The organism is Streptomyces gossypii (genome assembly GCF_025165795.1).
GTDB lineage: Bacteria > Actinomycetota > Actinomycetes > Streptomycetales > Streptomycetaceae > Streptomyces > Streptomyces gossypii.
The window spans coordinates 398,282-412,782 of the sequence record NZ_JAJAGO010000001.1 but is presented as its reverse complement, the minus strand read 5'-3'; the positions used below and the strand labels follow the sequence as shown (position 1 = coordinate 412,782).

Annotated in this window: 13 protein-coding genes; 12 read left to right on the top strand and 1 reads right to left on the bottom strand. The window is 70.4% G+C overall.

Annotation, left to right across the window (positions count from 1 at the left end):
• The first annotated feature begins 9 nt into the window (after positions 1–9).
• The 12 genes from LHJ74_RS01920 to LHJ74_RS01865 all read left to right on the top strand — a co-directional run bounded on the left by LHJ74_RS01920 (position 10) and on the right by LHJ74_RS01865 (position 13,444).
• Entirely contained in the window at positions 10–1,305 is a 1,296-nt protein-coding gene (locus tag LHJ74_RS01920) for an MFS transporter (RefSeq protein WP_260215626.1), read from the top strand.
• Between the two features lie 9 nt (positions 1,306–1,314).
• A complete protein-coding gene (gene pafA / locus LHJ74_RS01915) occupies positions 1,315–2,676 on the top strand; it encodes a Pup--protein ligase (RefSeq protein ID WP_260215625.1) in 1,362 nt (453 codons plus the stop codon).
• Between the two features lie 83 nt (positions 2,677–2,759).
• Entirely contained in the window at positions 2,760–3,704 is a 945-nt protein-coding gene (locus LHJ74_RS01910; RefSeq protein ID WP_260215624.1) for an FKBP-type peptidyl-prolyl cis-trans isomerase, read from the top strand.
• Positions 3,705–3,774: 70 nt separating this feature from the next.
• Positions 3,775–4,149 carry an FKBP-type peptidyl-prolyl cis-trans isomerase gene (locus LHJ74_RS01905; protein WP_260215623.1) on the top strand — a complete coding sequence of 125 codons (375 nt, stop codon included), beginning with the start codon at positions 3,775–3,777 and terminating at the stop codon, positions 4,147–4,149.
• Positions 4,150–4,435: 286 nt separating this feature from the next.
• Positions 4,436–5,407 carry a helix-turn-helix transcriptional regulator gene (locus LHJ74_RS01900; protein WP_260215622.1) on the top strand — a complete coding sequence of 324 codons (972 nt, stop codon included), beginning with the start codon at positions 4,436–4,438 and terminating at the stop codon, positions 5,405–5,407.
• 21 nt (positions 5,408–5,428) lie between these two features.
• Entirely contained in the window at positions 5,429–6,379 is a 951-nt protein-coding gene (locus LHJ74_RS01895) for a helix-turn-helix transcriptional regulator (protein ID WP_260215621.1), read from the top strand.
• A gap of 33 nt (positions 6,380–6,412) precedes the next feature.
• Positions 6,413–6,604: a hypothetical protein gene (locus LHJ74_RS01890; RefSeq protein WP_260215620.1), complete on the top strand. Its 192-nt coding sequence runs from the start codon at positions 6,413–6,415 to the stop codon at positions 6,602–6,604.
• A 164-nt stretch (positions 6,605–6,768) separates the two neighbouring features.
• Positions 6,769–7,065 (top strand): Sec-independent protein translocase subunit TatA, encoded by a 297-nt coding sequence (tatA, locus tag LHJ74_RS01885; protein ID WP_260215619.1) that lies wholly within the window; start codon positions 6,769–6,771, stop codon positions 7,063–7,065.
• A 79-nt stretch (positions 7,066–7,144) separates the two neighbouring features.
• Entirely contained in the window at positions 7,145–8,095 is a 951-nt protein-coding gene (tatC, locus tag LHJ74_RS01880; protein WP_260215618.1) for a twin-arginine translocase subunit TatC, read from the top strand.
• Positions 8,096–8,112: 17 nt separating this feature from the next.
• Positions 8,113–9,024, top strand: a complete 912-nt coding sequence (locus LHJ74_RS01875; RefSeq protein WP_260215617.1) for a diacylglycerol kinase — start codon at positions 8,113–8,115, stop codon at positions 9,022–9,024.
• A 201-nt stretch (positions 9,025–9,225) separates the two neighbouring features.
• Positions 9,226–12,033 carry a DEAD/DEAH box helicase gene (locus LHJ74_RS01870; protein ID WP_260215616.1) on the top strand — a complete coding sequence of 936 codons (2,808 nt, stop codon included), beginning with the start codon at positions 9,226–9,228 and terminating at the stop codon, positions 12,031–12,033.
• Between the two features lie 187 nt (positions 12,034–12,220).
• Positions 12,221–13,444, top strand: a complete 1,224-nt coding sequence (locus LHJ74_RS01865) for a phosphatidylinositol-specific phospholipase C1-like protein (RefSeq protein WP_260215615.1) — start codon at positions 12,221–12,223, stop codon at positions 13,442–13,444.
• 73 nt (positions 13,445–13,517) lie between these two features.
• On the opposite strand, the gene LHJ74_RS01860 is transcribed toward LHJ74_RS01865, so the two are convergent.
• Positions 13,518–14,417: a siderophore-interacting protein gene (locus LHJ74_RS01860; protein ID WP_260215614.1), complete on the bottom strand. Its 900-nt coding sequence runs from the start codon at positions 14,415–14,417 to the stop codon at positions 13,518–13,520.
• Positions 14,418–14,501 lie beyond the last annotated feature (84 nt).

Genomic DNA, 14,501 nt, shown 5'->3' with positions numbered 1-14,501 from the left:
GCCGCACGGATGGCTACCGGCTATCTGGAGCTGCTGCGCGCCAAGCACGCGATGCGGCTGCTCGCGGGCACGCTGATCGGCAGGCTGCCGAACGCAACGGCGGCGCTGGCCATCGTGCTGTTCGTCCGCGCGGAAGGCGGGAGTTACACGCTCGCCGGAGTGCTCTCCGCCGTCTACGGGCTGGCCACCGCCGTCGGCCAGCCGTCCCTCGGCCGCGCGGTGGACCTGCTGGGGCAGCCGCGGGTGATGGTGCCCTCGGCGGTGCTGTCGGCGCTGGGCATGGGGCTGTTCGCCCTCGTCGGCACGGATTCGCTGCCGCTGGCGTGCGCGGCGGTGCTCGTCGCGGGGCTGTTCACACCGCCGCTGGAGGGCGGGCTGCGGGCACTGTGGCCGAGCGTGCTCAAGCGTGAGGAGCGGGTCCACGCCGCCTACGCCCTGGACGCCGTTGCCCAGGAGCTGATGTTCGCGGTCGGCCCGCTGCTGGTGACCCTGCTCGTCGCCATGTGGAACGAGGCCGCGGCGCTGCTGGTCATCAACGCCATGGGCGTGCTCGGGGCCCTCTGGGTCGCCGTCTCGCCGCCCTCCCGGCAGTGGCGCTCGGCGCCCCGGGAGGCGCACTGGCTGGGCGCCCTCCGCTCTGCGGGGCTGCTGGCGCTGCTGGGAGCCTTCTTCTTCGTCGGGCTGGCCCTGGGGACCATAGCGGTCGCCGCGGTCGCGTACGCCGATGACCACGGTGACAGCCTCGTCTCCAGCTATCTGCTCTCCGGGCTCGGTGCCGGTGCCCTCCTCGGCGGCCTGGTCTACGGCGCGCGGCTGTGGCCGGGCCGGCCCGAGCGCAGGCTGCGGCTGCTGGTGATGGCGCTGGCGGCGGGATATCTGCCGCTGGCCCTGGTCCCGGATGTGGTGGCGATGACGATGCTGGCCGGGCTCTCCGGAGTGTTCCTCGCCCCGGCGCTGGCCTGCGCCTTCGTGGTGGTCGACCGGCACGCGCCGCGCGGCACGGTCACCGAGGCGTTCTCCTGGCTGGTGACGACCTTCGGGGTGGGAGCCGCCGCCGGTACGGGTGTGGTGGGCCCGGTCATCGAATGGGGTGGCCCGGCGGCGGGCTTCGCGGTGGCGGGCGGCGGCGGTGTCGCGGCGCTGCTGGTCCTGCTGGCGACGCGTGGGGTGCTCGACGCTCCCGTCGCGGTGCCGGACCGCGCCGCGGCCCCGGTCGCGGGCTCCGCGGGCGGCGCGGCCACAGGGGCGGAAAATGATCGCAACGGTGCCGCCGAACCCGGTTTCAGAAGCGGTCATCAGGCGTAATGTTCAGTCATGGACCGCCGAATCTTCGGGCTGGAGAACGAGTACGGCGTCACATGTACGTTCCGGGGACAGCGGCGGCTGTCTCCTGACGAGGTGGCGCGGTACCTCTTCCGCCGTGTCGTGTCATGGGGCCGCAGCAGTAACGTCTTTCTGCGGAACGGGGCCCGCCTGTATCTGGATGTGGGCTCACACCCCGAATACGCGACTCCCGAGTGCGACAGCGTGACCGAGCTCGTCACCCACGACAAGGCGGGTGAGCGGATCCTCGAGGGCCTGCTCGTCGACGCCGAACGCCGCCTGCACGAGGAAGGAATCGCGGGCGACGTCTATCTCTTCAAGAACAACACCGACTCGGCCGGTAACTCCTACGGCTGCCACGAGAACTACCTCGTGGCCCGGCACGGGGAGTTCTCGCGCCTCGCGGACGTCCTCATTCCCTTCCTGGTCACCCGTCAGCTGATCTGCGGCGCGGGCAAGGTGCTGCAGACCCCGCGCGGGGCCGTCTACTGCGTGAGCCAGCGTGCCGAGCACATCTGGGAAGGGGTCAGTTCCGCGACGACCCGCTCCCGGCCCATCATCAACACGCGGGACGAACCGCACGCCGACGCCGAGCGGTACCGCCGCCTCCATGTCATCGTCGGCGATTCGAACATGTCCGAGACGACGATGCTGCTGAAGGTCGGTGCCACCGACCTCGTCCTGCGCATGATCGAGGCGGGCACCGTGATGCGTGATCTCACACTGGAGAACCCGATCAGGGCGATCCGTGAGGTGAGTCACGACATCACGGGCCAGCGCAAGGTGCGTCTGGCCAGCGGCCGGGAGGCGTCCGCCCTCGAGGTGCAGCAGGAGTACTACGAGAAGGCCGTGGACTTCTGTGAGCGCCGCGGAATCCGTACGGGTACGGTCGAACAGGTCCTGGAGCTGTGGGGCCGCACCCTGGAGGCCGTGCGCAACCAGGAGCTGGAGAAGGTCGGCACCGAGATCGACTGGGTGATGAAACACCAGCTCATCGAGCGGTACCGGGAAAAGAACAACCTCACCATGTCGCATCCCCGGATCGCCCAGATAGATCTCGCCTATCACGACATCCATCGCCGTCGCGGGCTCTACTACCTCCTGGAGCGAAAGGGTCAGGCAGCGCGGATCTGCAACGACCTCAAGATTTTCGAGGGTAAATCGGTGCCCCCGCAGACGACGCGGGCCCGGCTGCGCGGCGACTTCATCCGGCGGGCTCAGGAGCAGCGCCGCGATTTTACCGTGGACTGGGTGCATCTGAAGCTGAACGACCAGGCTCAGCGCACGGTTCTGTGCAAGGACCCCTTCCGATCCGTGGATGAGCGAGTCGAAAAGCTGATCGCGGGAATGTGATTCCGTGTCCGTGGGGTGGGGGGAGCCGCGCGGGGCCGTAGGCTGGCGTGAATGGCGACACCCCCTACCCCGTGAGTTGACACATGACTCTCTCCACCACTGCCCGGCGATTCGCCGCGGTGCTGACCGTCCCCCTGCTGATCGCGTCCGCAGCCGCCTGCGGCAGCGACGATTCCGACGACGACGGGGGGAAGAAGAAGGCGAAGTCCGTCACCGTGCCCGCCGTCTCCGCCGAGGACGGGAAGACGCCCAAGATCGAGAAGGGTGAGGGCGACCCTCCGAAGAAGCTCCAGGTCAAGGTCCTCAAGGAGGGCAAGGGCAAGAAGGTCGAGAAGGGTGAGGTGCTCAACGCCGCCTACCTCGGCCAACTCTGGGACGGCACGGTCTTCGACAGCACCTGGAAGGAGGGCCGTAGCCCGGCCAGCTTCCAGCTGGGCACCGGCAGCGTGATCAAGGGCTGGGACGAAGCCCTGGTCGGCAAGCGGCTCGGCAGCCGTGTCGAGATGGTCATCCCGCCGGAGAAGGGCTACGGCGCGGAGGGCAAGCCGCCGCAGATCCCGCAGAACTCCACTCTGGTCTTCGTCGTGGACCTGAAGAAGACGATGCCCAGCCAGATCGACGGCAAGCCGGTGAAGGGCGAGCCGAACGCCGACCTGCCCAAGGTCGGCACCAAGATCGAGGACAAGGCGCCGGAGATCGAGATCGACAAGGGCGCCAAGGCTCCGAAGAAGCTCACCAGCGAGACGATCATCGAGGGTGACGGCAAGGAGGTCGACGCGAAGAGCACCGTGCTGGCCAACTTCGCCGCCAAGCTCTGGGACGGCAAGGACTTCGCGAACACCTGGGAGCAGGGTGGCCCGCAGGAGTTCCCGGTCTCGCAGATCCCCGGCTGGAAGGACGGCCTCAAGGGAGCCAAGGCGGGCAGCCGCGTGGTGATCTCGGTGCCGGAGAAGGACTTCCCCAAGGAGCAGCGAGCTCAGTTCAAGTCGGGGATCGTCTTCAGCGTGGATGTGCTCAGCGTCAACTGATCGCCCGCCGGGTCACTCGGCGTGACAGACTGGTGCGCGGTCCAGAAGATTCGTTCGTAGGAGCAATTTCGTGAGCATCGAGAAGCCCGAGGTCGACTTCCCCGAGGGTGAGCCGCCGGCTGCCCTGGAGATCCAGGACCTCTGGGAGGGCGATGGCCCCGAGGCCAAGGCCGGGGACAACGTCTCCGTGCACTATGTGGGCGTCTCCTTCTCCACCGGCGAGGAGTTCGACGCCAGCTGGAACCGCGGCAACCCGCTGCAGTTCCGCCTGGGCGCCGGGCAGGTCATCTCCGGCTGGGATCAGGGCGTGCAGGGCATGAAGGTCGGCGGCCGGCGCCGTCTGACCATCCCGGCGCACCTCGCCTACGGCAAGCAGGGCGCCGGCGGCGGCCTGATCAAGCCGGACGAGACGCTGATCTTCGTCTGCGATCTGGTCTCCGTCTGAGACCCTTCCGGGGCCCCTGCCGTGCGCGATCAGCGGGCGGCGGGGGCCCCGGGCCTGTCCGGTGGATCTTCTCGGGCCCGCGGCGTCCGGCGCCGCACCTCGCCGCGTTTGTCTTCAGGCGCCCGGGTACGCCCGGTACGAGGGCGCTCCTCCGCCTTGCGATGCGCAGCACCGGACGCCGCGGGCTGGTCCTCCAGGATCCACGGGAGGAGCCCTCGGCTTTGCGCTGTGTGCGCCGGGCGGTACGGTCGGTGTCCGGGAGCGGATCGAGAGAGGCAAGGGGTCCATGGCGATTGCCAAGGCCGAGCGGCTGATGAATCTGGCGCTGTGCCTGCTGGGAGCCCGGCGCCCGCTCACCAAACACGAACTGCGCGCCTCCATCGAGGCGTATCTGGAAGCGAGCAACGACGACTCCTTCAACCGGATGTTCGAGCGGGACAAGGACGATCTGCGTGAACTCGGCCTGGTCATCGACTCGGTGGAGAACCTGGACGGGGACGCGGGCTATGTCGCCCGCCGGGACAGCAACAGCCTGCCGCCCATCACGCTGGACGCAGCCGAGGCCACCGCGCTCGGTCTCGCCGCGCGGGTCTGGCAGCAGGCGCGGCTGGCCGGCGCGGCGAGCGGTGCTCTGCACAAGCTGCGCGCCGCCGGCGGCATGCCGCAGGCGGACGAGGCGGAGTCGTACGGGCAGTTGCACCCGCACAGCAGCCTGGAGCCCTACATCCCGGCGCGGGAAGCCGCGTTCGAGCCTCTGATGCTCGCCTGCCGCGACCGCCGGGTTGTCGTCTTCGACTACCGCAAGTCCAACGCGGCCCGTCCCGGACGCCGTCAGGTGGAGCCGTGGACTCTGGAGTGCTGGCGCGGTCAGTGGTATCTGGCGGGGTTCGACCGCGACCGGCAGGCGGAGCGGGTGTTCCGGCTCTCCCGGATCACCGGTGCGGTGCGTTCCCGTGCGGCGGCGTTCACCGCTGTGGTGCCTGATCAGGTCACCGTGCGCGAGACGGTGGAGCGCTGGGCGGGGGAGAGCGCCTCACGCACCGCCCGCATCCTGCTGCGCGGGGGCGCCGGGTATCCGCTGCGGGCGCGCGCCACCGAGGTGTGTCCCCGCGACGACGGCTGGGACGAGCTGGAGATCCCGTACGGGCACGGACTGGACGCCTGGCTTGTGGAGTTCGGTCCCGACCTGGTCGTGCTGGAGCCCGCGGAGCTGCGGGCCGACGTGGTCGACCGGCTGCGCGCCGTGGCCAAGGGCTGAAGGGGCGGAAAGCAGAGGATCATGGCATCGAACGCGATCGACCAGACCCGCAGGATGCTGTCGCTGGTCACTTATCTGCGGGACCGGCCCGGCGCGCGCATCGACGACGTCGCGCGGGCCTTCGGCATCACGGTCGACGAGCTGATCTCCGATCTCGACGTGCTGCCACTGTGCGGTACGAGCTTCCGGGGCGGCGATCTGCTGGAGATCGACACCGACGGGGAGCGCATCTGGTGGCGCAACGCCGATGACCTGGCGGCCCCGCTGCGGTTCGCCGCCGACGAGGCGACCGCGCTGCTGGTGGCCGCCCGTGCGGTGGCCACGCTGCCGGGGCTGCGGGAGAGCGACCGGGACGCGCTGCTGCGGGCGACAGCCAAGCTGGAGGCGGCGGCGGGCGACACCGCTGGTGCCTCCTCCCGGCTCTCGGTCACCTTCGAGTCGGAGGGCGGGGTCTTCGCGGACGTGGACCGTGCGATCGCGGAGCGGCGCCGGCTGTGGGTGCGCTACTACTCTCCGGCGCGGGACGAGCTCACCGAGCGGGAGATCGACCCCATCCGGCTCTTCGCGGTCGGTCACACCTACGTCGAGGCATGGTGCCGCCTTTCCGAGGCCCGGCGCACGTTCCGGCTGGACCGGGTGGCCGAGATCCGGCTGCTGGACGAGCCCTCCGATCCGCCGCCGGTGGAGCTGCGGGATCTTTCGGAGGGGCTGGTGCAGCCGGCGGCGGAGGATCCGGAGGTGGTGGTCGAGGTCGCTCCGGGCGGGCGCTGGGTCGCCGAGTACTACCCCCATGACAGCGCCGAGGAGCTTCCGGACGGAGGCCTGCGGATCATCCTGCGCACGCCGGATCCGGCCTCCCTGCGGCGGCTCGCGCTGCGGCTGGGCGCGGACGGCCGGATCGCGGCCCCGCCTGAGCTGGCCGACAGCGCCCGTGACGCCGCGAGGCAGGCCCTGGCCGCGTACGGGGAGTGAGGCGGGCCCGCCCCTACCGGTTAGGGTCGGGGCATGCTCTGGCCGATGTTCTTCCTTGTGCTCGCCTTCTGCGGTATCGCCGTCCTGGGGCTGCTCGCTGTCCGGGTGGCACTGGAGGTACGGCGCTTCTCCCGGGCGGTCGGGGACGGCTCGGAGCGCGTCGCGAGGGCGGCCGACGATCTGGAGCGTGCGACGGTCTCCTGCTCCCGCACCTTTGAGCGGTAGGCTAGGCCCGCTGCGTCATTGCCGCGGTGACCGTCAATCCGGAGTACGCACGGGGATTGCCACGCGTTCACTCCACAGGGTTACGATCGCTGGGCGCGACGAAGCCAGTCCGATTCCTACGGCAGGCAAGAACACACGCCGCCCCGGCGAGAAGGTAGTGGCACATGCTCGGCAATCTGAAGCCCCTCGAGATCGTGCTGATTCTCCTGGTCATCCTGCTGCTGTTCGGTGCCAAGAAGCTTCCGGACATGGCACGTTCCCTCGGCAAGTCGGCCCGCATCCTCAAGAGCGAGGCCAAGCAGATGAAGAAGGACGGCGCCGACGGCGACGGTGACAAGGACGACACCGCTCCCGCTGACGCCACGCAGGCAGCGCCCAAGACGATCCAGGCAGCACCCGGTGACGTGACCAGCTCGCGCCCGGCCGGCGAGCCTGCCAAGCAGCCCAACAGCCAGAACTGACCCGGCAGTACTGACCTCACTGACCGACTGACCCCACCCGGCCGGATCATGTCCGGCACGACCGACATGAGGACCTGGGTTGCTCAAGTCCGCCCGCAAAGAGGGTAAACAGCAGAGAGACCCCGAGGGCCGGATGCCGCTCGCGGAACATCTGCGGGAGCTGCGCAACCGGCTGATGAAGGCGGTGCTGGCGATTCTCGCCGTCTCCGTCGTGGCGATGATCTACTACAAGCAGATCGCAGACTTCCTCACCGAGCCCGTCCTCGAAGCCGTCGGCTGCGACGAAAGTTTCGGTAAGGCGGAGAACGGCGAGGTCTGCGCCGACATCACGATCCAGGGCTTCGTCGCCCCGTTCACCATCATGTTGAAGGTGGCCCTCACCACCGGGCTCGTGGTGGCCTCCCCGGTCTGGCTCTACCAGCTCTGGGCGTTTCTCGCCCCCGGTCTGCATCAGCAGGAGAAGAAGTACGCCTACGGGTTCGTCGCGGCCGGTGCCCCGCTCTTCCTCGGCGGCGCCTGGCTCGCGTACATCATCCTGCCGACCGCCGCGAAGACGCTGCTGGACTTCAGCCCGGAAGGCACGAGCAACCTCATCCCGCTGGACGACTTCCTGGACATCATCACCCGGCTGGTGATCGTCTTCGGGCTCGCCTTCGAGCTGCCGCTGCTGCTGGTCATGCTGAACTTCGGCGGCATCGTCAAGGGCAGGCAGCTGCTCGGCTGGTGGCGCTTCATGGTGATCGGCATCGCGGTGTTCTCCGCGGTCGCCACCCCCACCGGTGACCCGCTGACCATGGCAGCCCTGGCCGTCCCCATCGTGCTGCTGTACTTCGCGGCAGTGGGCGTGTGCTTCTTCAACGACCGACGACGACGCCGCAGCGACCCGTACGCCGGGCTGGACGACGACGAGGCGTCCGACCTCGACCTCACCCCGGAGCCGGTGGCGCCGGCCGGGGCCGCACCTGAGCCCGGCCCCGCACCGGAGCGGGACGGCAGCAGCGCGCGCAACGGTTACGACGACGCGACCTGACCCGGTAGTGTCCGCGCGTGACCAGCGAGATCACCCTCTTCGTCAATCCGACGGCGGGCCGGGGCCGTGGTGCCCGGGCCGCCCAGCCCGCCGCACGCGTCCTGCGCGACGCGGGATTCGCCGTACGCACCGTGGTCGGCCGCGATGCCCCTGACGCGCTCACACGGGCCCGTGAGGCGGTGCGGGGAGGCACCGGGGCCCTGGTAGCCGTCGGCGGTGACGGCATGGCCTCGCTGGCCCTGCAGGCGGTCGCCGGTACGGAGGTGCCGCTCGGCGTCGTGGCGGTCGGGACGGGCAACGACTTCGCCCGCGCGACCGGACTGCCGGTCCGCGCTCCGGTACGGGCCGGACGCCTGATCGCCGACGCGCTCAAGGCCGGGAGCACCCGGGCCGTGGACCTGGGGCGCACGGGCGACCGCTGGTTCGGCTCCGTCCTCGCCTCGGGCTTCGACTCCCGGGTCAACGACCGGGGCAACCGGATGCGCTGGCCCACCGGGCGGCTGCGTTACGACGTGGCGATGCTCGCGGAGCTGGCCGCACTGCGTCCGATCCCCTACCTCCTCACGCTTGACGACGGGGAGCCGCGCGAGCTGGCCGCCACGCTCGTCGCGGTCGGTAACGGGCCCAGCTACGGCGGGGGAATGCGGATGTGCGCGGGCGCCCGGCTGGACGACGGGCTGTTCGACATCACGGTGGTGGGGGAGTGCAGCCGCAGCACGCTGCTGCGGGTCTTCCCGCGGGTGTACAAGGGCACGCATCTGAGCCATCCGGTGGTGACCGTGCACCGGGCCCGCAAGGTGACCCTGCAGGCCGAGGGGCTGACCGGCTACGCCGACGGCGAACCGGTGGGCCCGCTGCCGCTGACTGCGGAGACCGTGCCGGGGGCGGTGCGGGTGCTCACCGGCGGATATCGACCTCTCCCGCGATAAGGCGTGGGCTCCCGACGCCCTGCGACTCCGCCTCCGGCGTTGTCGTCACTCGACGGCGCTCCGTGTCGCCTCCCTCCTCCGCCTTGGATCCGAAGGCCCAGAACGCCGCTCCCTGATCCACGCCCTATCGCGGGAGAGGTCGTAAGGACGCCCAATAAAGATCGAGCACTGTCACAGGTGGCCGGTACGCTCGTAGACACGATGACCGAGGACCTGTCCCCCGCTGAGCGGTACGCCGTGGCCCGGAAACGCGCCGCGGACGCGGCCACCGCTCTCGCACCCTTCCGTGACCTGTACGACTTCGAGCTGGACGCGTTCCAGATCGAGGCGTGCCAAGCCCTCGAAGCCGGAAAGGGAGTGCTGGTCGCCGCGCCGACCGGCTCCGGCAAGACGATCGTCGGCGAGTTCGCCGTCCATCTCGCCCTCGCCCAGGGCCGCAAGTGCTTCTACACCACACCGATCAAGGCGCTGTCGAACCAGAAGTACAACGACCTGGCCGCGCGTTACGGCGCCGCCAACGTCGGTCTGCTGACGGGCGACAACAGCGTCAACGCGGGCGCTCCGGTGATCGTCATGACCACCGAGGTCCTGCGGAACATGCTCTACGCCGGCTCGCGCGCCCTGCTGGGCCTGGGATACGTCGTGATGGACGAGGTGCATTACCTCTCCGACCGCTTCCGCGGCGCCGTGTGGGAAGAGGTGATCATCCATCTGCCCGAATCGGTGACACTGGTGTCACTCTCGGCGACGGTCTCCAACGCCGAGGAGTTCGGTGACTGGCTCGACACCGTGCGCGGCGACACCCGTGTGATCGTCTCCGAGCACCGCCCGGTCCCCCTCTGGCAGCATGTGCTGGCCGGGCGGCGGATGTACGACCTGTTCGAGGAGAAGGGCGACAAGAAGGAGGTAAATCCGGACCTGGTGCGGATGCTCCGGATGGAGAACGGCCGCCCCACCGCGGGCCGCGACAAGCGCCGCGGGCGTCCGCAGCGCGAGGCGGACAGAGAGCGGGAGCGTCGCCAGCGCAGCCGCCTGTGGACTCCGAGCCGTGCGGAGGTCATCGACCGGCTGGACTCCGAGGGCCTGCTGCCCGCCATCACGTTCATCTTCAGCCGCGCCGGATGCGAGGCCGCCGTACAGCAGTGCCTGCACGCCGGGCTGCGGCTGAACGCGACGGCGGACCGGGCAAGGGTCCGGGAGATCGTCGAGGCGCGCACCCTGGACATCCCGGACCAGGATCTCCACGTGCTGGGCTACTTCGAGTGGCTGGAGGGCCTGGAGCGGGGCATCGCGGCGCACCACGCGGGCATGCTGCCGACCTTCAAGGAGGTCGTCGAGGAGCTGTTCGTACGCGGCCTTGTCAAGGCGGTGTTCGCCACCGAGACGCTGGCGCTCGGCATCAACATGCCCGCCCGCTCGGTGGTGCTGGAGAAGCTGGTCAAGTGGAACGGCGAGCAGCACGCCGACATCACCCCGGGCGAGTTCACCCAGTTGACCGGCAGGGCCGGCCGGCGCGGCATCGACATCGAGGGGCATGCCGTCGTCCTGTGGCAGCGCGGCATGGACCCGGGCGCGGTCGCCGGGCTGGCCGGGGCGCGTACGTACCCGCTGCGCTCGTCCTTCAAGCCGTCGTACAACATGGCGGTCAATCTCGTCTCGCAGTTCGGACGGCACCGTTCGCGCGAGCTGCTGGAGACGTCCTTCGCCCAGTTCCAGGCGGACCGCGCCGTCGTCGGCATCTCGCGCCAGGTGCAGAAGAACGAGGAGGGGCTGGAGGGCTACCTCGCCTCGATGACCTGCCATCTGGGGGACTTCGAGGAGTACTCGCGGCTCCGGCGGCAGCTGAAGGACCGGGAGACGGAGCTGGCAAAGCAGGGCGCGGCGCAGCGCCGGGCGGCGGCCTCGGTGGCGCTGGAGAAGCTGAAGCCGGGCGACATCATCCATGTGCCGACCGGCAAGTTCGCCGGGCTGGCCCTCGTGCTGGACCCGGGCACGCAGGCGGCCCGCGGCACGGGGCGGCGTGGCTCCTTCGAGCATCACGAGGGCCCGCGTCCGATGGTGCTCACCGCCCAGCGTCAGGTGAAGCGGCTGGCCGCGCTGGACTTCCCGGTTCCGGTGGAGCCGCTGGACCGGATGCGCGTCCCCAAGTCCTTCAATCCGCGCAGCCCGCAGTCCCGCCGGGACCTGGCGTCCGCGCTGCGCACCAAGGCGGGCCACTACGAGCCGCAGCGGCACCGCAAGCAGCGGTCCGAGGCGGCGGAGGACGCCGAGATCGCCCGGCTGCGGGCGGAGATCCGGCAGCACCCCTGCCATGGCTGCGCCGAGCGGGAGGACCACGCCCGCTGGGCCGAGCGGTATCACCGGCTGCGCCGTGACACCCGGCAGCTGGAGCGCCGGATCGAGGGGCGCACGAACACCATCGCCCGCACCTTCGACCGGGTCTACTCGCTGCTGTCCGAGCTGGAGTACCTGGACGGTGACGAGGTGACCGAGGACGGGCGGCGGCTGGCCCGGCTGTACGGCGAGCTGGACCTGCTGGCCTCGGAGTGCCTGCGGGACGGCGTCTGGGAGGGCCTGCCGCCTTCCGAACTGGCGGGCTGCGTCTCGGCCCTGGTGTACGAGTCGCGCTCCTCGGACGACGCGCTGCCGCCCCGGCTGCCCGGCGGCCGGGCCAAGCAGGCGCTGGCCGAGATGGTGCACATCTGGGGCCGTCTGGACGCCCTGGAGGAGGAGCACCGGATCACGGCGGCCGAGGGAGTGGGGCAGCGCGAGCCTGATCTGGGCTTCGCCTGGGCGGCGTACCGCTGGGCGGAGGGGCACGGCCTGGACGCCGTGCTGAGCGACGCGGACATGCCCGCGGGCGACTTCGTGCGCTGGTGCAAGCAGGTGATCGATGTGCTGGGCCAGCTCGCGGCGGCGGCGCCGCCCGGCGGCACGGTGGGGAAGAACGCGCGGCGGGCGATCGAGGAGATGCGGCGCGGCGTGGTGGCCTACACCTCGGTGGGATAGGGCCTGTCCGGCGGATCTTCTCGGGCCCGCGGCGTCCTGGGGCCGGGTGCCGGTGCCGGGAGCTGTCCGCTTCCGGCCCGGCGGTCTCCGAGAGTTCAACCGCAGGTCCGTCGCACGGTGTTGATTGTGCGGCGGACCGGCGGCATGTTGAGGCGCGACCTTGTACGCGCCCCAACAGGAGGTGGATGTGCCCAGGCACTCCAGCAAGGACTCCGGCAGCGAGAGTTCCGGCCGTCGTGGCCCCGGCGGGAGGCGGCTGCGCCGCTGGCTCGCCGCCGTGACGGTGGTCACCGCGCTCGCGGCGCTCTCGTCGGCCGCGCAGGCCCAGCCGCACCGTGACCGCGATCCCGCCCAGAAGCTGCGGCTCAACCAGATCCAGGCGATGGCCACGCACAACAGCTACCACCGCGAAGTCTCCTTCGCCGAGCAGAAGTTCATGGAGCAGAACGATCCGAACTTCCGCAACCTCCTCTACAGCCACGCCTCGTTGCCCCAGCAGTTCGAGCGGCAGCGGGCGCGTGGCATCGAGCTGGACGTCTTCCCGGACCCGGAGGGCGGTCTGTACGCCGATCCGCTGATCCGCAAGGCGGCGGGTCTGCCGCCGCTCGCGGACGCGGCCTGGAAGAAGCCCGGCTTCAAGGTGCTGCACTGGGCGGACTTCGACTACCAGAGCAGCTGCGTCACCCTCAGGGAATGCCTGACCCAGGTCAGGAAGTGGTCGGAGCGGCAGCCCGGTCATGTCACCGTGCCGGTCCTGCTGGAGTTGAAGCGGACCGATCCGCGGCTGGAGGAGCAGGGCGGAGCCAAGAGCCCGCCCTGGGACACGGCGATGCTCGATGCGCTGGACGCGGAGATCCGCGCCGTCTTCCCCGACGGGGACACCGTCACGCCCGACGACATCCGCCGGAAGGGGGAGACGCTGGAGCAGTCGGTGCTGCGGCACGGCTGGCCCAAGGTCTCCGAGAGCCGGGGCAAGACGATGTTCCTGATGGACAACGTCGACCCGAAGCTGCAGGACGCCTACCGGGCGGGTGGCCGGGAGAGCCTGCAGGGCCGGGTGCTGTTCACCGACTCGCAGGAACCGGGCCGCCCCGACTCCGCGTTCATGAAGGTCAACGATCCGACCGGGGCCAACAAGGCGGTGATCCAGGATCTGGTGAAACGCGGCTACTTCGTCCGCACCCGCTCCGACGTCCCGCTGGACCAGGCCTCCAGCGGCGACACCGGGATGCTGCGGGACGCCCTGGAGTCCGGCGCCCAGATGGTCAGTACGGACTTCCCGGTGCCGGGTCTTGCCGCCCGCTACGGCTCCGACTATGTCGCCGAACTGCCCGGCGGCGAGGACGTGGTGCGCTGCAACCCGGTCAGCGTACGCAAGTGGCAGTGCCCCTGGCGGCCGCTGGAGGGCTGAGCGCGGCGGGCTGCCCGCCGGGGCGGGGCAGCCGCCGGACGGAGGGCGGGACGGCAGCCGGAGGGCTTCGGGCTCACACCGGTTGCCGGTCCCGCTCCTGCTCGCGCTCCTGCTCCGCCTCCACCCGCTCGTTCCACTGCTTCTTCGACGCCTGCCAGCCGTCCTCGTCGTGGCCCAGCCGCCAGTAGCCGGAGATGGACAACTGCTCGCGGGCCACCTCGCGCTCCAGCCGCAGATGGCGGCGCAGCTCCTTCACCATGCCCGCCTCACCGTGTACGAACGCCTGTATGTGCCCCGGCGGGAAGTCCAGCGCCCGTACGGCCGCCACCAGCGCCTGCCCCGGTGCTGCCGTGCCCCGGTGCAGCCAGACCACCTCCGACCCGGCGGGCGCGTTCACCGGCTGCTCCTCCTCGGGCCCCTCGACCTCGATCAGCGCGCGCACGGGGATGCCCGCGGGCATCCGTTCGAGCGCGGCGGCGATGGCGGGCACGGCGCTCTCGTCCCCCGCCAGCAGGTGCCACTCCGCCTCGGGGCGGGGCGAGTAGTCGCCGCCGGGCCCGAGGAAGAGCAGTTCGTCGCCCGGCTGTGCGCCGGCGGCCCAGGGGCCTGCCAGGCCCTTGTCACCGTGGATGACGAAGTCCACCGCCAGCTCCCGGGCCTCCGGGTCCCAGCTGCGCACCGTGTACGTCCGGGTGACCGGCCACTGGTCGCGCGGAAACTCGGCGCGGATCCGGGCGATGTCGAACGGCTCCGGGTAGCTCACCTCCGGCAGCGGGAAGAGCAGCTTGATGTAGGAGTCGGCATGCCCGTCCGAGGGGAAGCGGGCAAGCCCCGGGCCGCCGAAGACGACGCGGAGCATGTGCGGGGTGAGCCGCTCGGTGCGCAGCACCCGGCCACGGTGCGGCTCCGGCTGCTTGCGGCTCGTACGATCCGCCCGGCCTCCGGGGCTCGGCGCGGCTGCTGCGCCCGGCACGGCTGCTGAGTCTGCTGCATTTGGCACGGTATCTCCCGGGAAGCGCCGACATCATCCGACCTTGAAGTAAGGTATACCTAACCT

Excerpts from the sequence above, each read along its gene's own strand:
- LHJ74_RS01900 (WP_260215622.1), top strand. The coding sequence starts at position 4,436 with ATGGCGATTGCCAAGGCCGAGCGGCTGATGAATCTGGCGCTGTGCCTG.
- tatA (WP_260215619.1), top strand. The coding sequence starts at position 6,769 with ATGCTCGGCAATCTGAAGCCCCTCGAGATCGTGCTGATTCTCCTGGTC.
- LHJ74_RS01895 (WP_260215621.1), top strand. The coding sequence starts at position 5,429 with ATGGCATCGAACGCGATCGACCAGACCCGCAGGATGCTGTCGCTGGTC.
- pafA (WP_260215625.1), top strand. The coding sequence starts at position 1,315 with ATGGACCGCCGAATCTTCGGGCTGGAGAACGAGTACGGCGTCACATGT.
- LHJ74_RS01910 (WP_260215624.1), top strand. The coding sequence starts at position 2,760 with ATGACTCTCTCCACCACTGCCCGGCGATTCGCCGCGGTGCTGACCGTC.
- LHJ74_RS01890 (WP_260215620.1), top strand. The coding sequence starts at position 6,413 with ATGCTCTGGCCGATGTTCTTCCTTGTGCTCGCCTTCTGCGGTATCGCC.
- LHJ74_RS01920 (WP_260215626.1), top strand. The coding sequence starts at position 10 with ATGGCTACCGGCTATCTGGAGCTGCTGCGCGCCAAGCACGCGATGCGG.
- LHJ74_RS01870 (WP_260215616.1), top strand. The coding sequence starts at position 9,226 with ATGACCGAGGACCTGTCCCCCGCTGAGCGGTACGCCGTGGCCCGGAAA.